We start from the raw sequence: 25461 nt of genomic DNA, 5'->3' as shown, positions 1-25461 counted from the left end.
CATCGTCTTCGGAATAACGATTTGCTCTTTACTTGATAATTTCACGGTTTCCATATTGATCTTTCTGCGGTAAGTCTCGCTATCTTACCGCCTCTCCCCAAAGGGACGAAAAGAAACTTTTTTTAAGCAACGGAAAATCATTCTACAAATTAAAATGGCCTTCCCCATTAATGACGGACACTTTCGATAGGTATGATGTCACTATCGGAGCTGTCCTTGGCGTTGAGGGAACGTCTGTCTTTATTGTATAGCCCGCCCTGAATGACGCGCTCAGTTCCGAAAACGAATGTGGCTATTCTTTTTGGTGCCCCTGTATACGAGGGGTTATCCTGCATTACCAGTCATTCGTAATTGTCGCCCACATCGAGAACCCCTCATAAAAATCATATTATGATCTACAATACACTTTTTATGAGGGGTTTTATATATGCCTAAAAAGCTCTTGAACACGGATACGGTGCCAACTTTGGTACGGGAACGCCTGAGTACTTGGGGGCGCTGTATCCATACGCAACGCTTGCGCCAGCGCATCACGGCTGCCGACTTGTGCGCGCGCATGAGCATTTCAGAGGCTACCTTACGCCGCATGGAACGAGGCGACCCAGGCACCGCTGCTGGCGCATACCTCTCTGCACTACTGATTCTGGGCGTGATGGACGAAACAACACCTGCGCTGGCATCAACCCTGTGGTCCGACACGCCACATCGTAGAGTAAAGCTGAGCCGACAAGAACAAGGAGGCGAAGAAGATGCTGAATACTTCTAAGCCTTTGTATATTTATTTGCAGCGTCCGGACAATGAAGAATGGGTCACGGTCGGACGCTACCTTGCAGGACCCGCGGCAGGTGCTGGTAGGTTCAAGTACGCCCCAAGTTATGTCGATGCAGACCTCACTTGGACGATTGACCCCGTCAACTTACCGTTTCGTCCGGAAGACGATCGGCCAGCGCCCCGCTACAATGGTCTGCACGATGTACTGCGAGACGCTTGTCCTGATTCCTGGGGCCAAGCGCTACTCAGGCGAGAACACAATCTATCAGAAGGCACGCCTCTGGAACGATATCTGATTCTGGCCAACAACGCTGACCGCTGGGGCGCACTCGCTGTAGGTACAAAACCCACTCCTTCGGTGGCGCAGTTGTCCCATCCGAAGTTACTCCAGCTACCGCTATTGGTGCAAGAATTGGCCGCCATGAGCGCGCAACGCCCGGCGGTCGACGCTCGACTTCGCCGACGTCTGGTACAAACTGCCAGCGTGGGCGGAGCCCGACCGAAGGCGACTGTGCAAGACGATGAGGGACAGTACTGGCTAGTCAAGCCTAGGATAGCCAGCGATATTGCTGATATTCCTTCCCTTGAGCATGTCGGCCAGCAATGGGGAGTGGCAAGCGGTTTGGATTTCGCAGCAACTGTTCTGCATCCTGCGACGGAGGGTCACAGTGCAGTGCGCGTACTTCGCTATGACCGAATCGGAAGCCGTCGCTTGATGTGTGTCAGTGCAGCCTCCCTGCTGCAGGCAGAGTATCCGGACAAGCTCACGCAAACCGCCCTCTGGAGCTATCCGCGCTTGGCGGAGGAGCTGCGCATCATAGGTGCTCCGGTTGAGGATAGGCGCGAGCTGTTTGGCCGCATGGTTTTCAACGCCGTGTGCGGAAATGACGATGACCATGTTCGAAATCATGCGGTTGTGTACAAACACGAGCAGCGGCGCTGGCGCTTGGCACCCGCTTTCGATGTCGTACCTAATCCGGTTGAGACACCACGCACGTTGACACTACAACTGTCAACCGGGCGTTTCGATATTTCCCGCTCAGCAGTGTTGGCCGATGCCCATCGTTTTGGTTTCGACAACAGTGACGAGGCTAGCGCCTATCTTGATGCGCTACTGATGCGCATCTTCAACGGTTTCGACCAAGTTGTACACTGGCTGGAGCCAGAGTGGCAAGAGTTGCTCCGTGCGCGTATGCGGGAGAATATTGCCATCCTAAAAGCATAAGATCGCTTCGCAAACCATCGAGAAAGGAAACAGGCAAGGCACTCGCAAGAAAACTACTTGGTTCAGTTTGCACCAAAATAAAGCCACCGATAGTGCTAATCGAATTGGTCAGGATCAAGATAAAGCTCCTGTAATTCTCATTACGCTCGCTCGCGAAATACCGTAATTTCGCGCTAACGAGCTGATTGACGCTCCCTGCTTATGAAGACTAATTATTTGCTCTCGTTGTTCATCATTGGTTTTCGTTGGCCGACCAAGCACCTTACCCTCAGCTTTTGCACGTGCCAGCCCAGCTTGAGTGCGTTCAACTAATAAGTCCCGCTCCATTTCAGCAACGGCGGCCAACATATTCAGCATCAATTTTCCGGCTGGAGAAGTCAGGTCAAGTTTTCCAAGCTGAAGAACGATCACTGTTGGCGCGCACTCAATATTGCTCCATCAGAAAACACCGACCCCTATGTCTCTGTAGGGTTTCCACTTTCTGACGCTGTTCTTTTACCTGAATCTGGACCTATCCAAAGCGCAGATTTATCTATTCACCGTGAATATATAGCGCCACTCAATATTGAAGACGAGCCAGCTCAAGAAATTTATCAACTGGAATCAACTAAACAGGTGATTGATCTCATTTGCAGGCAACCTCAGTTATTGCAGATTCCAAATTTGCAGACCCTTTTTGCAAATGCCATTGCCGGTGAGATAGACGTGGTGAAAAACATACTTTCAGCCACACGTTACAGGGAACACATTAGCCCTGATTTGTGTACAGATCCGGATTGAGGTTCATCCCCATGGGCATGGGGAACACGATGCGCGGACGGGCAGTTTTCCGTGACGCAGCGGTTCATCCCCATGGGCATGGGGAACACGAACGCCGCGAAAATCGGCCAACTGTAATTCGTCGGTTCATCCCCATGGGCATGGGGAACACAGCTGGTTGGCACGCCACGCTGGTTGGCCAGAAGGTTCATCCCCATGGGCATGGGGAACACGATACCTGAACGCCGACGAATGCGGATCGAGGCGGTTCATCCCCATGGGCATGGGGAACACGACATCGTAATGTGCGATTGGGCGACATTATGCGGTTCATCCCCATGGGCATGGGGAACACATCACTCACCTTCCTTTACTGGAAAAAAATCACGGTTCATCCCCATGGGCATGGGGAACACTAGGATGGACTCTGTTAGGCTGGGTGGGTTCTCGGTTCATCCCCATGGGCATGGGGAACACAGCAGATGGCCAAAATTGACCGTCGGGTCAAACGGTTCATCCCCATGGGCATGGGGAACACTATCTGGAGCAGCCATATAACGCAAATCTTGACGGTTCATCCCCATGGGCATGGGGAACACTTAAGCGATGACGGTGACATTTTCCCGAAAAACGGTTCATCCCCATGGGCATGGGGAACACCTTAACTCCAATTTGACGCCCAATTAAATCGGCGGTTCATCCCCATGGGCATGGGGAACACCACGCCCGCGTCCGAACGTACGACGACAACGGTTCATCCCCATGGGCATGGGGAACACCTGATAAGCATGGGTTCCCAAAGGTGGCAAGGCGGTTCATCCCCATGGGCATGGGGAACACGTGATCGTTACCCGTGAATATTGACCAAATGACGGTTCATCCCCATGGGCATGGGGAACACTATATTCCATGCGGTTTGCAGCGTAGTTTAGGCGGTTCATCCCCATGGGCATGGGGAACACATTAATACTCTGCGGACGGCGCGAGCGCGATACGGTTCATCCCCATGGGCATGGGGAACACCTATTCGGTTTTTTACCAGAGCAGCAAGGGCGCGGTTCATCCCCATGGGCATGGGGAACACATTTATCCCGCGATCAATCCAGCCAAAATCAGCGGTTCATCCCCATGGGCATGGGGAACACAGCCAAAGTAAAAAGACCTGTGAATCACAGGTCGGTTCATCCCCATGGGCATGGGGAACACGCCTGAAAACCCGCCACCGTCGCACCCGCAAACGGTTCATCCCCATGGGCATGGGGAACACCATTGTTTATAGAAGATGCTTTCTGACTATAACGGTTCATCCCCATGGGCATGGGGAACACAATCAACACATCCAGCATCGACGACAGACAAACGGTTCATCCCCATGGGCATGGGGAACACCTCAGCAATTAATCTTCCCCCAGCTCGGCCACCGGTTCATCCCCATGGGCATGGGGAACACGTTTGCCGAAAATTCAAAAACATTGCAGTTATCGGTTCATCCCCATGGGCATGGGGAACACTTGCCCGGGTTCAGCTTCTCTACACTGTGTGTAGGTTCATCCCCATGGGCATGGGGAACACAAGTGATGTTACAGGCTCGGCTTCGACAGGGACGGTTCATCCCCATGGGCATGGGGAACACACAAATCAGCAAGTGGAGAGATTTTGTGAATCCGGTTCATCCCCATGGGCATGGGGAACACTGCTGAATGTGAATAAGGTGCCTGGAGTCAATCGGTTCATCCCCATGGGCATGGGGAACACTTGATAGTCAACTGGCGACCAGACGCACTGCCCGGTTCATCCCCATGGGCATGGGGAACACGATGTCATACGGTTTGCGATCGGGGTCGGGACCGGTTCATCCCCATGGGCATGGGGAACACACCAAATATAATCGATTGATTATTAAGGACAAAAAAGAGCTCCGCAATTCTACCGAATTTTTTCTGCGTTTTTCTGAATTTTTAAAGATCGCTGACTTACTTAATTTTGACGATTTACGTCACTTAGTTCAGGTAAAAATGACACGAGTTTTGTACCATCCATTTCAACAGGGATTCGTCTATTGCTGCCTGTTGTGACAAAATCGAATCCTGCTTCATTGTTGGTGCGCCAAGCCATGACTGCATTCCCTTCTTCGATTCCTTCGGTGACCTGATCCCAGATGTGTTCGCGAAGACGTCGGGAATAATTGCCAATATAGACACCGGCACGAATTTCCAGCAACCAGATAGCAAGCCTGCCACGCAAACGTGGTGGCGCATTTTCAAGAACGATGACCAACATCGCCGATACTCTCTGGGTTAGGGATTGTAGGAGGAATGGATTCTTCGGGTAATTCTGGTGGAGTAAGCCCACCCGCAGAAAGAATGGTTTCTATATCAGGAATAATGCGTTCGAGCAGCCTGCTTTGTCGAAATGCGTCGCGGCAGCGTATCCTCACCTCACGCTCAAGATTCTGACTGGGCTTGGCAGCGACGCTAAATGCGATCGGAACTACCGTATCAAATTTATATAAGTCAGCAATATCGTAGACAAAAGAGAGTGGTTTTCCGCTATGGATAAAACCAATTGCCGGTGCATAACCGGCAGCAAGAACCGCTGCTTCTGTCACGCCATACAAACACGAAGTCGCAGCAGAAAGACAGCGATTGGGTATATCTGCCGCATCCCAATCCTGACGGTCATAATTGCGTGCTTTCCAATCTACCCCATACTGCTGGGCAAGCAGCTGATACGATGCCCTGACTCTGGCGCCTTCGATGCCACGCAGTTGTTCTACGCTGCGTCGTTGTGGGGGGGCTTCACCAAAACGTAATTTGTACATCGCTCTGACTACTTTCAGGCGCGCATCGTCATCGAGCGCTAATTTCGCCTGATACAGCAAACGATCGGCACGTGCACCACCCGGCTGCCCCGATGAATAGACCCTGACGCCCCCTTCCCCTATCCATACCAGCAAGGTGCCAACACGCGCAGCCAGCGCACAAGCTGAGTGGGAGACGCGGACACCAGGCTCCAGCATCAGGCAGGCAACGCCACCAACTGGAATGTGCATACGTACACCTGTAACGTCTACGGCAACAAAGGCTCCGTCGAGTACGTCGAGCTGACATTTTTCGACGTACAGTACAGATAGCCGCTCTTTAATCGGAATGGGCTTTAAAGGCGGAAGCATCAATCAGCTTTCAGATTTTTTCACGAGTAGCAAACCACAGCCAAATGCTTTGGCATGCCCTATACCGTGAAAAAGCGTGTGATGAAATAGTTCATGGTCAGTAACGATCAATTCCCCGGAAAAATCCACGGTGCTAAAAAGGATCTCTGGCTTATCCGCCCTGCGCTGCTTATGCTGCTTATCCGCCCTGTGCTGCTTATGCTGCTTATCCGCCCTGTGCTGCTGGTAGGCATCAACATTCGCCGCAACGATGCTAAAGCCAAGGCGATCTGAACGACTTTGCAACCAGTCGAGACAAGTCCGTTGTGTCAAATCGTAAAGCAGAGGTTTGTCGTCTCGCTTCCAATCCCGCCACGTCGCGTCTTCAGTCAGTCCGTGCTCAAGCAAAAGACGCTTCTTGGCGTCCATGACAACATCATGTCGCTGAGGTTTGCCTTTGTCGTTTGTTTTGGTGATAACAGGATTAGCACGCAATTGAAACGATAAATGCTGGCCATCTGATAATTGCGGAGCGTAAGGTCGGCTCTGTACCTGCCATACTTCACTAAACGCAACAGGCTCACGCTTTGAGACGATATAAAAGCGGGGCGTCACTTCCTGATCATAGCGACGAAAAATAAAATCGCGTTGCTGATCCTGACTGCTGGGAAAAAATTTCCATAGCCATTGATGTTCGGCGTAGGCGGCTGACTGCGCCATTTCATGCGCAGCCTGCCGCAAGTTCACCGGGGTAATTACGCTAAAATACATGGGGCTCATTCCTTCATTAAGGCGATGTGTTCGCTTCTGTCTGCAAATAGCCAACCCTGGCGGGTGATCAACTGATCTTTGCGGGTGATACTGAAATCACGCAACACCCCCATCGTCGCTAGATCATCCGTACCAAAATCATCTCCCCAGACAATTTTTTGGATAGTAATCTCATTGCCTGCAGGAGGTGCTACTGAGGTCTTCTGCCACAGTGCCATCAGTTGTTGCTGATAAGTAGATAAAGCAGCTACAACCGTTGACGCATCTAAAATACAAGGATGCAGAGGTGTGGCAACAGGGCATGATTTGCGACCCAGGTACAACACGAACTGGGGCTTACGCAATGCTTCGGCTAACTGGACTAATGTATAAGGCGCGTCTGCATATTCCTGAACTGCAACCAGAACAAAAGCATCCTGACGATAATCGCGGGTGGACAAAATCGTATTGAGGTCTTGTTTGTGCAGCGACAACTCATCACGACGCGTGGCATGTGGCCGCTTTTTAAGGTTCGTGCGACTGGGAACTTGCGCGGTATGGTAATCACGCAATAATCGACCGGTACTCACTACACCAATCGCGATACGATAGCTGTTACACAAGGCCATGTGCGCCGCATGATCATCCCTGTCTATGCCCAACGCGGCAGCCAGCAAACCATAGATAGCGGATTGACCTGGGTAATCCGCGCTGGGGCGATACTCGCCGACAGCCACTTCCCCCCATGCCGCCATGGTACCTTGCAGTTGAAAAATCAAAGTCTCCATGATTTACTCAACAATAAATTCAGCGACTTCGCTCAGGCTACCTGTTCCTGCTTCTACATTGAATTCCTGCACGGCATCAGCACATTCGCCGTACACGGTATTAAAGTTATTACGCTGCCGGTTCAATTCAGTCACTGCACGGTTTAAAGTATCAGTGTCTTTCACTGGCTTGAGAAAAGCCTGAGCCAGTGTACGTGGCTGTTGATCGCCTTTTTCAGCGAGTACATACCCTGCGTAAGCTCTTGAGGCAAAACTATTCTGTTTGCCTGTCGGTGATACTTTGGTAACAGCATGCAGCAATGCCTTGAGTGCCTGCTGTGTCAATTCTTTATTGTCACCCAAATTTTTCAATAACAAGGCGCGGTCAATGCAAAGGTATAAATAAAATACCCCTGCGCCAAACCCGGTTTCACCAATATGCGCAGCACCTTGGTCTGTCTCGCCCTTATTCAGATCATCAACAGCCGTAAAATAATCATCTTCAATGGCTGCTTTGTGTACAGTGATCGCATGAGCGACTTGCACCGCTGCCTCTGTAGCAAATTCTGACTGCTTCGCTAGCATACGACCGAACATGGCGATATCGGCGGCGCTATGCTGCTTGCGCAATAATTTCAGATCTTTGTCGGTGGGCGCTTCCTGAGTTGCCACCAGTTTATCCACTAAGGTGGCTATCGCTTGTTCCTCCTCAGGATTGAAGTGCACCAGTTGCTCAACATGCAGATCCTCGCCACCTTCGTTCTTTTTGTCCGATTTTAATTTTCCGAATTGGCTGGCTATGGTTTTTGCCCATTCGCGCGCATTTTTTTCGCTGACACCCTGCTTTGCGAGCGTCTGATAGACATGCACACCCATTTCTTTGGTGCGGGTACCGATATGCCCTTTCAAGACAGACTCAAAAATATCCGAAGTACGCCAGGCACGCTTGAGGCTTTGCGAAGAAATGCGCAGGCGTACAGAATCTCCGACTACGGCTGTTTTTGGGCGACCGGTGTCATCACGGTTCAGATTTGATGGAGGGTAGCTGGTCAGGATATGTAATTGAATATAACGAGACATGTTTTTTCCTTGATATTGATATGTTGTTCGCAAATAACTTCGGGGATTAAGTATTTTGTTTGACAGGCCAGCGGTAGTCATATGCCCACCGTTTTTTTGTGATGTCATTCCACCAGTAGATATCGTGAGCCAACTGATAAACATTCACCTGATTTTTGATCAGCGGAAGCGTACGGCGCAAACTGACGAATAAATCATCCATATCGTCAATTTTCAACAAACCCCGGAAACGAAGTTCTGAAACCAAGGGTTTATCGCCTGCCAATACTGACATCCTTACCCCAACGGGGTCCTGATCATCTGTTATCACATGCGCCAATAAACTCGCAATAGCGGCTAATTTATCTTTTTGCGTGTTTGTCGATTCAGCAGGCCAGCGATGTGCGAGCATGAAACGATAAAAACGCTGATAAGCCGGATTCAGACTCACTTCATCTAATGTGGAACAACGACGCAACATGGCACGGCTGGCACGGTCATCTTTCAGATCAACCCACCATTGATGCAACGTCTGCCCTAAATGACTCTCAGGACTGAAACTGATTTTTTCTTGCATAGTTAATACTCCTGCGAACACGATTCCGTTTGTAAACTGGTCAATAATTCAGCACCGATCAAACCAAAGTACGTCACCGTCATTCACTTTCAATTGCTATAAACGGTGCTGCCTGACATTCACTATCTGCTTACCTGTTACGTCTTTGTTTTTGGATTTTTTTTCACGCTGCCTGATTTGCCCTGCTTGCCCGGGCCTTCTGTTTGATTCACTATTGGAATCTGCAGAATTGTTTTGATCGCTTTACCAGACAGGTTTCTTTCCAGACCTTTATAGGCTTCCGCAATTCGCCGCGGATTTTGTTGTGCGATGGAGCCAGCACCTACAATATCAACGTCAAATAAGTGCAAAGATTTTTTAGCTAACACGCTCAGCCACGCCTCGCCAAAACTGATGAGGAAATGACTGTCGTCCTCATTGATACCGGTTTCAGAATGTGCTTGCCGGATTAAACCTTCCAGACAGCGATAAAAATGTAGTTCAGTACCATCCCAAAAAGCTTTATCAACAAAACTTAAATCGCCCCGCAAATCACTATCCCCAAACCAGGCCTGCCTGACCGCCTGACGTAAGTAAAAAATAGCTTGCTCTGCTGATTCAATCAGGCGTTTGACTAAATCCTGAAAGTTCTTCTGGGTAGCGCGGTCACAATCCGTAAGCTGATATAAAGGAAACCGGGTTTCATACCAGCAGCGGGGTTTCATGTTATCCATGTCATAGCCAAACACCCATAAACGCAAGGCTCCCGCTTTATTCCGGCGCTGCCCTTCAACATAATTCACGATGCTTGCTGCCTGCACATTTTTTTTATTGTGCGAACTGCCCATCGCCCAGGACAACCAATGTTTATAGCTGAATCCATCGGGTTGCGGATGCACGGGCAACCAGCCTTCCTTCGTCTCGTAGTATGGGGAAAATGGATGGTGCCATGGCCCTTTGTAATTCAAGCCCTGCGGCCTGGTCAGATAACGATGTATCAATTGCGTCGATTCACGCTTACATATATCGCACTGCCCCGTCTGGACACTCGCAAAATCAAGGCGGATACGGCGAGGCATTGCCCAAAACACATGATGAGGATGGGTTTGCAGCGGCTGGGCCTCACCACCTGCGGTCTGAATTTTGGCAATATCAGCCAGCCATGGAAATGTGAAGTGGGCTGCTTTTTTCTCTGCATCGCCGCCCTGCTCCAGAAACAGGCGTTGCGGCTTTACGTTCAGCCACAGGTCGTGCCACAGGCTGCGCGAGGGCGTTGCCACCACCAGCGTGGTTAATGGACCACCACCGCGTAAGCTGGTACGGTTTCCCGCGCCACCTGCCGGAGCATTAGTTTGCAATGTCATCAAGGCAGTTGCGGCACAATGCGGGCACATCGCTTTAAAGATGTCACGCTTAACAAAGTGATCGGTATTTTTATCAATCGTCGAGCCACCCGCTGCATCAATCAACAGTGCGTCTATCGCACATTCGGTTCCCGCTGTCAGACTGAAGTCCTGCATAAAACGTGCACCGTCACCAGCCAGGATAAAGGCATCAGCAACGGGGGCAAACCATTTTTGCAGCAACTCAGTCGTTGGCGGCGAATCGATGCACTCCTCCCAATCTCCCTCAGTATTTACGGGCGAAGTTGTCTGCAGCAGGCCAACCATCATCTGAGCCAACGCACCATTAAAATCAGGCCGGTTAGCAGCAAAGGCAAGGATATCGTCCTCAACTATCTGACAAGGCGCAATCCAGTCAATGCGGCCAGTGTTGCGGCGAACTGGCAGCCATTTTTCTTCCAACAAATTCATTCGTCTATTTCTCCTTGTTGAGCTTTCTCCACCCGCAATCCAAAATTCTCGTCATACAACCAGGTCAGCAGCTCTGATTTTTTTCCCGATTTTTCATTTCCCGCCGTCCATGCTTGCCCTTGCCAGACACCATCTGCCCGTCGCGACAAAGGCAATAAGCCGCACCACTTTCCTTCACCCGGCAACGTTTTATGTAATCTGTCATAAGCTATGCGCGCAGCAGGTTCTGAAGGCGGATCAATCCGCGCCAATAAGCGTGTGGCCACCTTCACCATGCTGTAAGACCAGACGCCACTTGCCCACGGCTCCAGATTGTCGCCTGCCCATTTTGCCAACATGATCTCTGACGTTTCTTCGCCAAGACGGGAAGGTGTTTTCGCCTCGCTCCACCAATCACCGATATCTCCGCGCTGATAACCTGCTGCTATTTTCAGGGTATTTTGCTGGGCCAGACTGGCTTCGGACATATCCTGACCTTGCGCTTTCAGGGAGCTCACCGTCAGTGACGTGGGCAATACTGCATCTTTCGAAAACACCTGCTCGATCATCGTCCGCGCATCAGCTGGCATCGTAAAACAGCCTTTCTGTAACGCCTGTGCACTGAGCCACAATTGGCCATGGTTTTTGTATACGTATTGCCCGGTTTTAAATACGGCGCCATACCAGTCCGCTTTGGGCTGTACTGTCCATGCAGGTGCAAACACCCATAAGCATGCAGCGGGGCGAGCATCCTTTGCACCTGTCTCGCTGATGCGCTTACCCTGCGCATCACGTACATGACGTTGCAAGCGCCCGGCTCTTTGAAGTACACGGTCTATCGGCGCAAGGTCAGTGATGAGAACATCGAAATCCACGTCCAGCGACTGTTCTGCGACCTGAGTTGCAATCATCAGGCGACCTTGTCTGTCTTCAGGTGTACTTTTCCCGCCAAAAGAATGCAATACCTGAGCTTCTTTATTCAGCCGGTCCTGCAAGGAAAAACGGGCGTGGAATAAGGTGATTTTGTCTGCTGGAACACTGACTGAAAAGCGCTCGTAAGCTGCCATCGCATCAGCGACCGTATTACGAATCCATCCTACACATTGCCCTTGTTTTAAAGCAGCATCAATATGTGCGCAGACTGCATCAATATCTGATTCGTAATGTACCTGCACTGTCCGGGAGACATTCGCCCGCGAGGAAAGTGCAGTTTCACTGAGCCTCGTCTGACCGTCGTACCAACAGGTCGCTAATGGATAGTCGATGGAGTTGACAAGCGGGACACTTGTTTGATTACGCCCTCTGGTATAAGCGTTGATCAGGCTCTGCTTCATGTCTACCGGCAAAGTAGCGGAAAGCAAAATCACAGAACCATTCGTCCGCGCATGAAAATTCAGCAGCACTTCTAATACGCCTTGCATATAAGCATCGCAGGCGTGAACCTCGTCGATAATCAATACCTTGTTATATAAACCGAGTAACCGCAAAGACTGATGCTTGCTGTGGAGAACAGCAAGCAATGCCTGATCGATAGTGCCAACACCTGCGGATGCGAGTAACGCCCGCTTGGTGTGATCCGCCAGCCATGCCGTGCAGCGGGTCGTCGCCGTTTCATCTGACTGAGCGGGATCATGCTCAGGTTCGTCGTCAGGTAAAATGGAAATAGCAAATTTATCGACCAGCGTTTTGAAGCCATGTGCCAGCGTTAAATTCGCATTCCCCTCAAAGAGCTTTCTGTAGACATCCGCTATCCGATGGTACATGGCATTCGCTGTTGCCATCGTCGGTAGTCCAATGAAAAATCCCTCTGCCGCGCCTTGCGCCATTAAGCGATAAGCCAGCATGAGCGCCGCCTCTGTTTTACCTGCACCAGTGACGTCTTCTAATAAATAAATCTGCGGAGACTGCGGGATGCCTACCGTTGCTGCCCAGTGCTGTAACGGCGATGGCTCATCGATATACGTGAAAAAGTCCCTGATCTGTTTCCCCGGCTTGACCGGCACAGGCAACACACCGGAATGTGCCAGTGCACGGTCTGCTTTTCTCTTTACTGCAGACCAGTATTCTTCTAAATCTTGCTCTTGCTGCTGGTAAGAAAAAAAATTCGTATTGGATCCCAGCCAATCAGCCAATACGGTCACGCCAGCAAACCACCATGACAGCATTTGACTATTCGTTTCAAAATCAGCCCCTGTCTGAAGCGGAATACGCCTGGATTCGTCGGTCAATAGTAAGCTTGCCATTGCCTGCACAAACTGACCGGCAGCCTGCTTATCACTCCTGAGAAAAAACGAATTGACCTGACCGTTAGCTTTCGGCGGCATACCATGATGCCCAGTGACTGCCTGCATCCAACTGCGCAATCCTCTCTGGGTGCGCGATGAATTGTCGATGCCAATTTTGAGTAAAATATCTTCCTCGACCAGATCGTCATCCCATAACCAAAAGCCCAATGAGTCATGGCGCTCCAAATATAACTTACTTGGATTAGGAAGCCGCTGCTGCAAGATCGATATCAGGTCTTCACGTTGTGACTGAAACGCTTCACTGAATTTACCAAGATCATGCAAGGCAAGGAGAAATGCTGTCCATTCTAAAAAAGCGGCCTCTGAACAGTTCAATAATTGACTAGCCGCCTGAAGAAAATTTTTGGAGTCCCTGAGGTAACTGACACCTACCGCCGCCACGTCCAATGAATGGAAAACTAATAAATGATACTCGTCGCCACACTCCCTTGAAGGCTTGGCTTTGCCCCAATATTGGTAGTGCGCGAATCTGCCTGTCATATATTGAAATTCTATCGAATTATGTTGAAACGCTCCTCTTAGTCTTTATCAAGTTTAGATAATTAAAATAACCAATTAGATATTACAAATATAATAACAAGTATAAAATATGTCAATATATATAATAACTATACGGTCGTCTTAGTTAATTGAAATTCATACATTATGAATTGCCACAAGTTTACACTCACCCGCTAGCCACTCAAAATACAGCTTTTCTCTATTCATCAGCGCTAGCTGTGAACCTCCCCCAATCAGTGCCACGCGCTACTATAGTTTTGAAGCAGAGACAATATTTATTTGGGTAAGGTCACACTCATTCGCACCCATTTTTGATGTCAACACCTACTTCGGTACTGACAAATGTCGTATTGACAACGGCTATACATGTGACTGTGATTCGTATATCTATTGCATATACAATCAAAGGGGAAACCATGCGCGATGCCGCCATCAATCTGCGGGCTTTGCCTGAGCAGCGAGACTTAATTGATCATGCTGCAACCCTGCTGGGCAAAAATCGTTCGGACTTCATGCTCGAAGCCGCATGCGACAAAGCACAGGCCGTGGTGCTTGATCAGGTTTTTTTCAACCTGAATACCGACAAGCTCCAACAGTTCAATGCAATGCTCAACGCCCTGCCCAGCAACAATCCTGGGCTTGAACGCCTCATGGCCGTGACGGCTCCTTGGAGCAAAGTCAAGGCATGAGTTTGCAAGCGGCGCACTTCAGCCAGTAGAGACTACCTACCTTTTGGATGGATTTGCGTACGGCGAAGCCATTTTCTAAAGATGGTAATCAACTCGGTGCACAAGGCATTAGGTTTGGTGCATCGGTACTCCAAAGCAGGATTACCACCAGCGTCAAGCTTCAACATTACCCAGCAATAAATGATTCTGTCTATAAAGACCTTGTGGCAAACATTTTCAATTGGAGATAGCCTGAGGAAGGGAGGACTGAATCATTGCGAATTTTAAATCAGGAAAGACAAAATATAGCAAAGTGTTCAGTCCTCGATTGTAGATGCATTGAATTCGTTGTTGAAAATTTCAGTCAGTTTTTTACCTAGCTCAACCCAAGCACTCTTCTTCTCATTTTTAAATGCGTGAAGCAGGTAATGTCGATCAACTTTACTCATTCCAGCAAAAACATGGTTTTGGCATTTATTAATTACATCATTTTGAATACCTAAGGCCTGCATCATTGAGGAGCCGGTTCGTCTAAGGTCGTGCGGGGTCCATGCGCCGTCCTTGCCGCCTCCAAGTACAAACGAGTTATCGTGGCGTCGATTCTTCATCGGCTTTCTTGGCTCACCATCATTGCCCTTTTTGAACATTGATTGCCGGTCCCCGACTTGTTTCGCCATAGACTTAATACACACGTGCTCGTTATGCTTATGCCTTGCTGGGAAACACCATTCCGTATCACCTGTCTCCTCAAATAGCAATCTGAACTGATTCAAGGCAAATGGAGAGAGATAAACCATCATCTCATTCACGTTGTCTTTGACGTTTTCTCGGGGTATGTACCACTCTCCCTTTTCGAAATCGACGTGCTCCCATCGCGCCATCAACATCTCTCCACTACGACAAATAGTCGAAAGTTGTATCCAAATAGCACATTGCAAAGCGATACTAATTGGACGTTCGCAGCTACGTCTGTTTGGGGCGTTATCAAATGCCAACTGCTTCTCCTTGAAGATATTGCTTAGCTCAAAGATCTCGCTTTCTGATAAGCGCCTGTTCCGCAGGTTGTCCATATCATAATCTGGACTAACGATATATTTAATTTCGATCAAGTCCATAGGATTTCCCTCTGCGAGCAGTTTACGCCACGGCTGGCGCTTTTCTGCCCAGGAAAACATCTGCGCCAGCGAGTTGCGCATGAGCACGGCTGTTCTATTCACCCCTCGTGCAACCATTTGGCGCAAAACAGACCGCAACTCATGCTCAGTGATGTCTTTGATAGGAATATGACCGATTAGGGGGAAAACATCTTTATTGAAGGTCCTATGAAGAACTTCGTTTCCATCCTTGCGCCTGACACCATCAACTATCCATGCATCAAACATATCTTTGACCGTCAAATTTTGACGCAAAAGCTCCTTAGCCTTCTGTTCTGCTTCCTTTTGCTGAGCCAGTTCCTCATCGATTAATCGTTGTCGCTCGATTGGAAGTCTATCTTTTTCAGTTTGGATGTATTCTTTGGGATCTAAACCCCTATCCCGCAAAGACTTAAAAAACAATGCTATTAAACGCGCATTTGCCAGGGATAATTTTGTGGCAGGCGGCATCTCAAAGATCTTTGCGTCAACGTCACTCAGGAATTCATTGTATTCGCCGATCGTAATGTAATTTGACTGTGTGCCAACACGGTAGGTGTACAACCAGTTCATGGAAACGACTCCTGACTGACTTTTCCTAAAGCGAACGGAAAGCCCATTGCCATCACTGAGCACCTCGGTGTTTTTGGTAGGTTTATATTTCTCGATTTTTGTTGTTGTTAATGCTGGCATATCAACCCTAGAAAATTCTTACCATTTGCTGCCCAGCGATGAGGCATTTATTTGGTAAGAACTTGGTAAGAAAAAATCCGTGGATTACAGTTTACAGCATTGGACATCACTGGACACTAAATTCACATAACTCATTGAATTAACACAGTAATTTTAATAACGTTGAATTTTATTGGATCTTATTGGACACTGAATTAAGTGCATTGGGTGCAAGGGGTAGTGTGTTCGAATCACACCGTCCCGACCAATAAAATCAAGGACTTACAAATTTCATATTTGTAAGTCCTTTTTATTTTGGGGCATTTGGTAAGAAAAAATCAGTAGCCCCCTTTAACACTGAGCCAAATTCCCTCCGCTGCTTTGCGTAACTTTTCACACTGTGATTGAACAAAAATAGCCACGCAGTCCGAAGTTCCCCCACATCGTCAAAAGGACGTGAAGATTCATTTCCAAATGTATTGTTTGATTCAAATCAAATCAATAAAATTAATCAGACCTATCGTAAATCTTATCGGAGAAGGCTCACTGTGAACAAAGATGATGCTTCCGAGAAAAGTCATTGAAAAATTTTGGTTCCTGAAGGAGGTTTTGTCAGGCGAAATTTGCGGCTCATGATTCTGTCGTGTTACACCACTCTACCTAACAGGAGTAGCTCATGCATAAGTTTTTAAGCACCGTCATTTGTTGTGCGATATTTTCACTTTCCGCGAATGTACAAGCCAGTGAACAGAATTTACCTGCCGAGAAAACAGAACATGGCGTTACCTATGTTTCTGGCGGCATAGGCTCGGATGAGTCAAATGCAATGAAACGGGCAGCTGCAAATTATCCGCTCGAGTGTATTTTCACTGTCAAATCGGCAGGTAAGGAAATTTATCTCGCTGACGTTCATGTGCGTCTCAGCGACAAAGAGGGAAAAGTCTTGCTGGACACTGTTAGTGACGGGCCTTATTTATTCGCGAAGCTCGCAGACGGTTATTATCGGATTGAAGCCATCCGCGAGGGATCAACCAAAACACAGTCGATTGAAATCAAAAACGGAGCTCATAAAAAAGTAGTCTTTTCCTGGTTCGAGTAAATAGATTCAGTGATCTCTGCACAGATCACTTTTTCTGCATTCAAGCGGTCTTTCTCAGAAAAATTGATAAGGCTTTTTGAATTTCATCCCATCAGAAAAGTGATCGTTCTGCCTGCTCTTTTGCCACGGCGATTCAGGATGGTCATTCAATACACTGCTTAGCGTCTGAGTGCCATTTCTCTGACGTTCAATTACCAGTTCTGATCATTAGTTCGGGATATCCGCAAAAGTATTTGCTGGCGACCTACGGCGACCGAGGGTTTTTTAGTCCATCCCGTACAGCAACGCGGATATGTCCGATCTCGTTGCGCGGCATGATCCGTGTTAAAGGACAACCGTCAGTCTGCGCTCATGCAATAATGTCAGCAACACAAAGAAACAGCGCCTTCAATAGCAGCTTATTTTATCTATCACTTATGCATATTCTTTTAGTCGAAGACGATCCGGTTCTGGCAGAAGGCATCTCTCAGATGCTGCGTGAGCATGGTATGTTGGTAGATGTTGCCCATAATGGTAAAGATGCCTGTTTTATCGCTCAGGAACAAAAAATCTCTGTCATGATTCTCGATATCGGCTTGCCGGATATGGATGGGTTTGATGTCCTGCATCAGATACGGAAAATTCAGCGTAACAATTTTCCTGTTCTGATGCTGACAGCCAGAGATGCGATATCAGACAGGGTTAAAGGATTTGAACTGGGAGCAGATGATTATCTGGTCAAACCCTTTTCCACCCTGGAATTAGTCGCGCGTTTAAAAGCATTAGTCAGACGAAGTTCCCCAGCCTCTGTCGGAATCCGGCTTGGCTTATTGCATCTTGAGTCACAAACGAAACGAGCTTCCGTGGACGGCCAAAGCATTGAATTGTCTGCGCGTGAATGGACGATACTTGAATATCTGCTTAAAAATGAAAACCGGGTGGTATCCAAACAGCAAATTATCGATGCTATTTTGGCGCATGACGGGGATATTTCAGTCAATGCAATTGAAGTCTATGTTTCCCGGATACGCTTGAAATTGCAGAATGCAAGGGTAATGATCCGGACCATTCGTGGCTTTGGCTACATGCTGGAAGAGGAAAAGTGAGAGTGATGAGTTCAGGGCAGCCAAGTATTCGCCGCAGTCTTTTAGGGTGGTTACTGATTCCTATACTGATCGTGAATTTCATTGGCGGCGGGCTTGTGTACTGGCTTGCCTGGGAACCTGCACAGATTGCATTTGACCAAAGTCTGGCTGATACTTGCTGGGCGCTGGCGACCCGCTTGAATACGAACGGTGTTGGCATCAGCGTGGATCTGCCCTCTTCCGTAGAACAAGTTTTGAGGGTTGATCATATCAACACCATTTATTTTGCAATCCGCAATCAGAACAATCAGACACTGGCAGGAGATAAAGACTTCCCGCAACAAAGTGAACTGGAAAGTCTCGATGAACCTCATTTCTCGGACGACATGATGCGCGGAGAAGAAATCCGTATCGTCAGCATTAAATTCTCAGTTGGCGAACAGGTTGTCGTCATTCATGTAGGTGAAACTTTAAAGAAAAGGAATGCAATCCGTACCCGAATACTGACCGCATTAATTTTTATTGAAGGCACACTCACTTTTTTACTTCTTGGTGTGGTGTGGATTGCGGTAACCAAAGGTTTGTTACCACTGAAAAAAATACAGGCCGACCTGAATCAGCGAGATTTTGATGCACTGTCAGCGATTCCTGTGGAAGAAAATGCACTTGAGCTAGGCGCCGTCGTGACAGCCATTAACCGTTTGCTCAAAAAAATTGAAACCGGCTCGAATGCCCAGCAAGACTTTCTGGCAAATATTGCGCATCAGTTACGTACGCCTCTTGCCGGATTAAAAGCGCAAATCGAATGGTTGCAGGATAAGTATGCCAGTGAGAGTACAACCGCCAGATCTGTTTCGCTGATGATGATTTCGACAGAGCGCATGATACGGCAAACCAATCAGTTGCTATCGCTCGCGAGAGCAGAACCCAGCAAGTTTGAACGCAAAAGACTTGAACCGCTATCACTGGACATGATAGTGGCTGACTGTATTCCAAATTTTTTAAGTGCAGCGGATAAAAAAAATATTGATCTGGGTTTTGAGCTTTCTCCGGCACGCATTTCCGGCGATGCTTTTCTGCTGCGTGATCTGATAGAAAATCTGATAGATAACGCAATTACCTATACGCCGGAGGGCGGTATCGTCACGGTGAATACGCTCACCAAGGACAAAGCAGTTATTTTTTCAGTTGAGGATAACGGGCCGGGCATCCCGGAAGCTGAGAGAGAACTGATATTTCATCGTCACTATCGTATCTCCGAGGGTACTGGTGAGCGCGTTAATGGTAATGGTATCGGTCTTGCGATTGTTGCCGACATTGTGAAAGATCACAATGCGCAAATTACGATCAAGGATGCTGAAGCGGGCGGCACTATTTTTTCAGTGCACTTTCCGGCGATCCGTAGTGCGGAGTAAGCAATAAATTTTTTGTTGTCAGGATTTTGTCAGCTTACTGTCATGTTATTGACAGTATAGGTTTGCATAATGGTTTCATGTATTAATCCCATTATGCAGAACAAAAATGACTAAACCTTGCTCTTCACTGGCAAAGTTTCATTGGGTAGTCGGGATAGCCATTGCAGCATACAGCTCTGCCCCCTCTTGCTATGCTCAGAAGCTCATTGAACCGACTCAGAAACTGCCAGACCAAGCCTATAACAACAGCAGCATTTCCGGAAATCTGCCGGAAGCCGGCTTATCGTCTCTCAGTCTGGAGCGCGCGATGCAACTCGCGCTTCAGTATAACCACGACTTAAAGCTCGGGAAAACCAATGTCGACAATGCTGAAGCTGCCACCACGGCCGCAAGCGCAGCACCCAATCCCAACCTGACCATCCAGAGCAGCGGAATCAATCCCAGACTAGGTATAGGTGCGGGTTCGCTGAGAAATAAAACGATCGACAGCACTCTCAGAATTGATCAGCTGATCGAACGCGGCGGTAAACGTGATTTACGGATAGAGACGGCGACGCATCTTGAAAAAGCCAGCCGGCTGGATTTCAACGATACCAGACGTCAACTCAAACAAATGGTCAGCGCTGCTTATTATGATCTCTTAGCGGCACAGCACAAACTACGTATCAGCCAGGAAAATTCAGACTCTTATCAAGCCACGCTGAATGCAGCGAATAAACGAAAAAAATCGGGAGATATTTCTGGTGCCGACGTTGCCCGGGTACGCATCGATGCTTTACGCGCTGAAAACGATCTGCTCCAGTCTGCCAACGAGCTAAAACGTGCACAAAGTGCCCTGGCTTTGCTAATGGGAATAAAAGAAAATTTCCAGTCTATACGTGTGGCTAACGACTGGCCTGCCACTGATAATTTTCCAGCAAGCTTGCCGCCTGATGAATTGATTCAGAAACGCTCCGACGTTGCAGCGGCGAAGGCGCGTCTGGAAGCAGCGCTCACAGCAAGAAAATTAGCCTTAGCGGCAAAAACCCGTGACATCACCGTTGGTCTGCAGTTTGAACACTATCCGACCAGTCCGGCAAATCAGCTTGGTTCAGGAAACAGCTACGGGATTTCTGTGCAAATCCCTTTATTTACCCGCTATGAATTTCAGGGCGAAATCCGGGCTGCCGAAGTTGCGGTTGATGCGGCACAAGAGAACTTAGCAAAAACAACGGATGCTGCACGCAGCGAATTAAACCTGCAAATTGAATCGCTGCAGACAACCAAAACACAGCTGACTCGCGTTCAAAACGAATTGCTCCCTGCAGCCCGCAAATCAGCAGAAGCCACTGAATTTGCTTTTAAAAACGGCGCAGTACCAGTAATGGATGTGCTGGACGCACGACGGACATACCGGTCTATCGAACTGGATGCGATCTATACAAAAGCTGATCTGGCAAAAGCCGGCATGTCTCTGCGTATCAGTCTGGAAGAATTGGAACAAAAATGAAATTACGTCATTTATCTATTGTGATTATCACGCTTGCCTTAGCAGGTATTACTGTCATCTATTCCGGCAAGCGGGTCACCGCTGCTGAAACAAAATCAGAGACGCCCCCCATAGCGAAAGCAGAGATCGGAAAAATAAGCTACTCGGCAAATGCACCGCAGCTGGCTTCAATCAAATTAACAGCAATAAGTGAGGTTAGCTTACCGATTGCGGACACGATGAATGGCAAACTTGCTTATGATGAAAACGTCACCAGCCGTATCAGCTCGCCAGTCGCAGGACGTGTCATCCGCTCCACTGTTGAAATTGGCGATTACGTCAAGAAAGATACTCCCCTTCTGATACTGGATTCGCCGGATATGGCAACGGCAGACGCTGATTTTGCAAAAGCGAAAGCGGATCAGCAACGAAAAAAATTGAATCTGGACCGGGCGCAAAAGTTACTCGAGCAGGAAGTGATTGCGCGTAAGGATGTTGAATCTGCCGAAGCCGATTATCTGCAGGCTGTAGCAGAAACAAAACGTGCCGGTTTGCGCATGCGTAACCTGAATGCACATGGTAGCGAAAATGGGCAATTCGTACTGAAAGCCCCGATCAGCGGGCTGATCAGCGATAAACAAATTAATCCCGGGCTGGAAGTGCGTCCTGATGCCGCGGCTCCCTTGTTGACGATAACGGATTTAAACCGATTGTGGGTACTCATTGATGTGCCGGAACGGTATATCAGCAATATCAAGAACGGACAAAAGATACAGCTTGAATTTGACGCCTATCCCGATCAGATCTTTGATGCAATTGTTGATCGTGTTGGTTTAGCGCTCGATCCAACGACGCGGCGCATACAAATCAGGGGCGTCTTAAATAACAAAGACATGAAGCTGCGTCCCGAAATGTTTGCGCGTGTCTCCTTTTTGGCTGATAACGATAAGAAAGCGTTTCCGATACCCAATTCTGCTTTGATCGTTGAAGGTCTGTATAACTACGTCTTCCTGGAAAAACGCCCGGGTGAATTTCAAAAACAAAAAATCAATATTGTGCGCAAAGACCGTGATGTCAGTTATGCCGACGTTGCGTCGAACACTGAACTGAACAACAAACAACGCATCGTTGAAGAGGGCGCGCTGTTACTCAACGCTGAGGTTGCATCACATGCTCAATAAATTTGTTGATTTTGTCCTGACCCAGCGCGTTTTTGTTTTAGTTCTGACGGTCGCCTTAATTTTTTTCGGCTATCGCGCGATGAGCAATTTGCCGATTGAAGCGTTTCCTGACGTGCAGGATGTACAAGTGCAGATTGTCACGCAATACCAGGGACAGGCAGCCGAAGAAGTTGAACGTGCAGTGACATTGCCAATAGAACGCGAAATGAGCGGCGTTCCCGGGCAGACGCAATTATGCTCCGTTTCGATTACAGGATTGTCTGTGGTCACCATCACATTTAAAGATGGAACCGATGATTATTTCGCACGCCAGCAGGTGCTCGAAAGACTGCAAGGTGTCACACTGCCCACAGGTGTACAGGCGACAATTGCGCCGCTGACGACAGCCGTCGGTGAAATCTACCGCTATGTGCTGGAAGTTCCTAAGGAAATGTCCGAAAACGATGCGCGCAGTTTGCAAGACTGGACGATACGTCCGGAATTACGCATTGTTTCCGGTGTCGCCGACGTGGTCAGTTTTGGTGGTACGGTCAAAGAATATCAGGTGCAGGTTGATCCGAACGCTTTAAAACGTTATGGCGTCACGCTCGACCAGGTCAGTCAGGCGTTAACCAACAACAGCAGCAATGTAGGCGGCGGCACGATACGCCGTGGCGATGAAGCGCTGGTCGTCCGTGGTCAGGGCTTATTCGAAAAGAAAGAAGACATCGGTCGCGTCATTATCAATGCAAAGAACGGAAAAACTGTGTTGGTATCCGATGTGGCGGACGTAGAAATCACACATCACCCCCGCTCCGGCATCGTCTCGTACAACCAGGGTGACAGCTACGTGCTGGGTATCGTGCAGATGACCAAAGGCGGTAATGCAGCGAAAATCATTGATGAGTTAAAGAAAAAAATAGACCTCGTCAATGCCAAGTTACCACGGGGTGTCAAAATACGTCCGATCTATGATCGCACTGATTTACTGCATCATACGATCATGACTGTTTTTGAGAATCTGGTCGTCGGTGCCGTTCTGGTCGTCGCGATTCTGATTGTCTTCCTGCGTAACTGGCGCGCTGCCCTGATTGTCGTCACGGTGATTCCCTTATCGCTGATGTGCGCGTTCATTATGCTTGATCTGCGGGGGATTCCGGCCAATCTGATCTCGCTGGGTGCAGTGGATTTCGGCATCATTATCGACAGCGCTGTCGTATTGGTAGAAGCATTAATGGTGAGGCTGGCGCTGAAACATAACGAGGAACATGGCAATTTGTTCCTGTGGCGAAAACACATACTCAAAGATACCGTGGTCGAAATGGGCCACCCTATTCTGTTTGCTAAAGCCATCATTATTCTGGCGTTTATTCCCATCTTCACGTTTCAACGGGTGGAAGGAAAAATATTCTCACCAGTCGCGCTGACCTTAAGTTTTGCCATGCTCGGCGCTCTGATTCTGACGATCACCCTGATTCCGACTTTGCTGACACTGACAATGAAAAAACACAGTCTCGCGGAGCGACACAGTCAGTGGTTGGAGAATGCACAACAGTTTTACTGGGAACTGCTCCATTCTGCAGTAAAGAAAAAACGTGGTGTGATTCTGATCTCGACATCTATTCTTGTTGTCACATTAGGTCTCGCTCCGCAATTGGGCAGTGAATTTTTACCAAAACTTGATGAAGGAAATATCTGGCTGACCATCAGCCTGCCACCATCTACGGCGTTGGAAAAAACTAAGGATATAGAACGTCAGGTACGATCGATTTTACTCAGCTATCCGGAAGTCAAATCCGTTGTGGCTCACGTCGGCCGACCAGATGATGGCACGGACCCGAAAGGTCCGAATAATATGGAAATTCTGGCCGAACTCAAACCGCACAGTGAATGGAAATTTAAAGATAAAGAAAGTCTGATCGCCAATATGACTGCCAAAATCGGCGTCTTACCCGGCGTTCCGACCAATTTTTCACAGGTCATTCAGGATAATGTTGAAGAGTCTCTGTCCGGCGTCAAAGGAGAAATTGCGATCAAAATCTTCGGTCCGGATCTGGACGTTCTGACGCAGAAAAGCGAACAGATTGCCAACATCTTACGTGGCATAGAAGGCGCGGCGGACGTCGATGCCGTCAAAATCGGCGGGCAAACTGAACTCAACATCGTGATCGATCGCGAAAAAATTGCGCGCTTAGGTATTAACGTGGCAGACGTTAATACCGTGATTCAAACCGCGCTCGCCGATTATCCGGTGAATACTTTTTTTGAAGGTGACAAGCGGTTTGATATCACGATTCGTCTGAAAGCGGCTTACCGCAATTCCATCGACAGCATCGGCACATTACAGGTTAACTTACCTAACGGCGCGGGAACCATAGACCTTGCCGATATTGCCAAAATCGTTCTAAAACAAGGCGCGAGCCGCATCAGCCGTGAAGCCGGCGGTCGCAATACGTCGGTGAAGGCAAACTTACTGGGCAGGGATCAGGGAAGCTTTGTTGCTGAAGCACAAAAGAAAGTCAGTGAACAAGTGAATTTGCCACCAGGTTACTTTATAACCTGGGGCGGTCAGTTTGAAAATCAACAGCGTGCTGTGAAGCGTCTGGCGATCATTGTTCCAGTGACTATTTTCATGATTTTCGCTTTGTTATTCTGGGCATTCAAATCAATCAGGATGGCCTTACTTGTACTGGTCATGGTGCCATTTACCATGGTCGGTGGCATTGCCGGTCTCGCTGCCGCAGGTCTGCATTTTTCAGTATCTGCTGCAGTCGGTTTCATTGCTGTTGCAGGTATTTCTGTGCAAAACGGCGTCATCATGCTGGAACAAATTCTTGATTTCGAAAGAAAGAACGATATGAATTTCCCCAGCGCGATTGAAGGTGCCGTTGCCCGTTTACGCCCTATTCTGATGACAGCCTTGATGGCAGGACTGGGATTATTGCCTGCCGCACTATCTCATGGAATCGGATCAGAAACACAGCGACCATTTGCGGTGGTGATTGTGGGAGGAATTATTACTGCGACTGTTTTCACTTTACTGTTGTTACCTCTGAGCTATTCGCTGTTTAAAGATAAAGCCAGGGAGGAAGAGTAAAGTTGATGAAGGCACCTCAGTTCACCGCTTTAAGCATTTCTGCTTT

At 48.4% G+C, this 25461-nt stretch carries 19 protein-coding genes and 1 CRISPR repeat array; of the genes, 9 read left to right on the top strand and 10 right to left on the bottom strand.

All coding sequences use genetic code 11. The features are described 5' to 3' along the window. The first annotated feature begins 427 nt into the window (after window positions 1–427). Together ACOTSW_RS06845 and ACOTSW_RS06840 are read left to right on the top strand one after the other, a co-directional pair. Window positions 428–766 (top strand): hypothetical protein, encoded by a 339-nt coding sequence (locus ACOTSW_RS06845; protein WP_423681799.1) that lies wholly within the window; start codon window positions 428–430, stop codon window positions 764–766. Next, the gene (locus ACOTSW_RS06840) at window positions 750–1997 is read left to right on the top strand and encodes a type II toxin-antitoxin system HipA family toxin (RefSeq protein WP_423681798.1); all 1248 of its coding nucleotides are present in this window, start codon (window positions 750–752) and stop codon (window positions 1995–1997) included. Before ACOTSW_RS06845 ends, ACOTSW_RS06840 begins: the two co-directional genes overlap by 17 nt. Before the next feature lie 114 nt (window positions 1998–2111). Here the strand turns inward: ACOTSW_RS06840 and ACOTSW_RS06835 are convergent, their stop codons facing one another. From ACOTSW_RS06835 to cas3, 9 genes are all read right to left on the bottom strand, one after another. After that, on the bottom strand, window positions 2112–2408 hold the full coding sequence (locus ACOTSW_RS06835; protein ID WP_423681796.1) for a recombinase family protein: 297 nt from the start codon (window positions 2406–2408) through the stop codon (window positions 2112–2114). 368 nt (window positions 2409–2776) lie between these two features. Further along, a CRISPR array of direct repeats spans window positions 2777–4633; the repeat unit is 29 nt; unit sequence CGGTTCATCCCCATGGGCATGGGGAACAC. Between the two features lie 100 nt (window positions 4634–4733). After that, complete coding sequence (gene cas2e / locus ACOTSW_RS06830) at window positions 4734–5036, bottom strand: type I-E CRISPR-associated endoribonuclease Cas2e (protein WP_423681795.1); 303 nt, start codon at window positions 5034–5036, stop codon at window positions 4734–4736. After that, the gene (gene cas1e / locus ACOTSW_RS06825) at window positions 5017–5928 is read right to left on the bottom strand and encodes a type I-E CRISPR-associated endonuclease Cas1e (protein WP_423681793.1); all 912 of its coding nucleotides are present in this window, start codon (window positions 5926–5928) and stop codon (window positions 5017–5019) included. The genes cas2e and cas1e overlap by 20 nt, the downstream gene beginning before the upstream one ends. A 3-nt stretch (window positions 5929–5931) precedes the next feature. Next, window positions 5932–6678: a type I-E CRISPR-associated protein Cas6/Cse3/CasE gene (gene cas6e / locus ACOTSW_RS06820; protein ID WP_423681792.1), complete on the bottom strand. Its 747-nt coding sequence runs from the start codon at window positions 6676–6678 to the stop codon at window positions 5932–5934. 5 nt (window positions 6679–6683) lie between these two features. Next, entirely contained in the window at window positions 6684–7445 is a 762-nt protein-coding gene (gene cas5e, locus ACOTSW_RS06815) for a type I-E CRISPR-associated protein Cas5/CasD (protein WP_423681791.1), read from the bottom strand. A gap of 3 nt (window positions 7446–7448) precedes the next feature. Continuing rightward, the gene (gene cas7e / locus ACOTSW_RS06810; RefSeq protein ID WP_423681790.1) at window positions 7449–8504 is read right to left on the bottom strand and encodes a type I-E CRISPR-associated protein Cas7/Cse4/CasC; all 1056 of its coding nucleotides are present in this window, start codon (window positions 8502–8504) and stop codon (window positions 7449–7451) included. 46 nt (window positions 8505–8550) lie between these two features. Then, window positions 8551–9060: a type I-E CRISPR-associated protein Cse2/CasB gene (gene casB, locus ACOTSW_RS06805; RefSeq protein ID WP_423681788.1), complete on the bottom strand. Its 510-nt coding sequence runs from the start codon at window positions 9058–9060 to the stop codon at window positions 8551–8553. Window positions 9061–9197: 137 nt separating this feature from the next. Continuing rightward, the gene (gene casA / locus ACOTSW_RS06800; protein WP_423681786.1) at window positions 9198–10853 is read right to left on the bottom strand and encodes a type I-E CRISPR-associated protein Cse1/CasA; all 1656 of its coding nucleotides are present in this window, start codon (window positions 10851–10853) and stop codon (window positions 9198–9200) included. Further along, window positions 10850–13618 carry a CRISPR-associated helicase Cas3' gene (gene cas3 / locus ACOTSW_RS06795; RefSeq protein WP_423681785.1) on the bottom strand — a complete coding sequence of 923 codons (2769 nt, stop codon included), beginning with the start codon at window positions 13616–13618 and terminating at the stop codon, window positions 10850–10852. Before cas3 ends, casA begins: the two co-directional genes overlap by 4 nt. 437 nt (window positions 13619–14055) lie before the next feature. Here cas3 and ACOTSW_RS06790 point away from each other — a divergent pair, with 437 nt between their 5' ends. Then, entirely contained in the window at window positions 14056–14328 is a 273-nt protein-coding gene (locus ACOTSW_RS06790; protein WP_423681784.1) for a DUF1778 domain-containing protein, read from the top strand. 296 nt (window positions 14329–14624) lie between these two features. On the opposite strand, the gene ACOTSW_RS06785 is transcribed toward ACOTSW_RS06790, so the two are convergent. Next, window positions 14625–16133, bottom strand: coding sequence for a tyrosine-type recombinase/integrase (locus tag ACOTSW_RS06785; protein WP_423681782.1), 1509 nt, complete (start codon window positions 16131–16133; stop codon window positions 14625–14627). Between the two features lie 655 nt (window positions 16134–16788). On the opposite strand from ACOTSW_RS06785, the gene ACOTSW_RS06780 reads away from it, so the two are divergent. The 6 genes from ACOTSW_RS06780 to ACOTSW_RS06755 all read left to right on the top strand — a co-directional run bounded on the left by ACOTSW_RS06780 (window position 16789) and on the right by ACOTSW_RS06755 (window position 25415). After that, window positions 16789–17211, top strand: coding sequence for a hypothetical protein (locus ACOTSW_RS06780; RefSeq protein WP_423681781.1), 423 nt, complete (start codon window positions 16789–16791; stop codon window positions 17209–17211). A 416-nt stretch (window positions 17212–17627) separates the two neighbouring features. Next, window positions 17628–18296, top strand: coding sequence for a response regulator transcription factor (locus tag ACOTSW_RS06775; protein ID WP_423681779.1), 669 nt, complete (start codon window positions 17628–17630; stop codon window positions 18294–18296). 5 nt (window positions 18297–18301) lie between these two features. Then, window positions 18302–19690 carry a sensor histidine kinase gene (locus tag ACOTSW_RS06770; protein WP_423681778.1) on the top strand — a complete coding sequence of 463 codons (1389 nt, stop codon included), beginning with the start codon at window positions 18302–18304 and terminating at the stop codon, window positions 19688–19690. Between the two features lie 106 nt (window positions 19691–19796). After that, window positions 19797–21179 carry a TolC family protein gene (locus ACOTSW_RS06765; RefSeq protein ID WP_423681777.1) on the top strand — a complete coding sequence of 461 codons (1383 nt, stop codon included), beginning with the start codon at window positions 19797–19799 and terminating at the stop codon, window positions 21177–21179. Next, on the top strand, window positions 21176–22339 hold the full coding sequence (locus ACOTSW_RS06760; protein WP_423681776.1) for an efflux RND transporter periplasmic adaptor subunit: 1164 nt from the start codon (window positions 21176–21178) through the stop codon (window positions 22337–22339). The genes ACOTSW_RS06765 and ACOTSW_RS06760 overlap by 4 nt, the downstream gene beginning before the upstream one ends. Continuing rightward, on the top strand, window positions 22329–25415 hold the full coding sequence (locus tag ACOTSW_RS06755) for an efflux RND transporter permease subunit (protein WP_423681775.1): 3087 nt from the start codon (window positions 22329–22331) through the stop codon (window positions 25413–25415). The genes ACOTSW_RS06760 and ACOTSW_RS06755 overlap by 11 nt, the downstream gene beginning before the upstream one ends. Window positions 25416–25461: the final 46 nt, after the last annotated feature.

This window comes from Undibacterium sp. WLHG33 (genome assembly GCF_049544815.1).
Taxonomy (GTDB): Bacteria; Pseudomonadota; Gammaproteobacteria; order Burkholderiales; family Burkholderiaceae_D; genus Undibacterium.
Note: the sequence above shows the minus strand (reverse complement) of the source record. Positions and strands in the feature narration are given on the sequence as shown.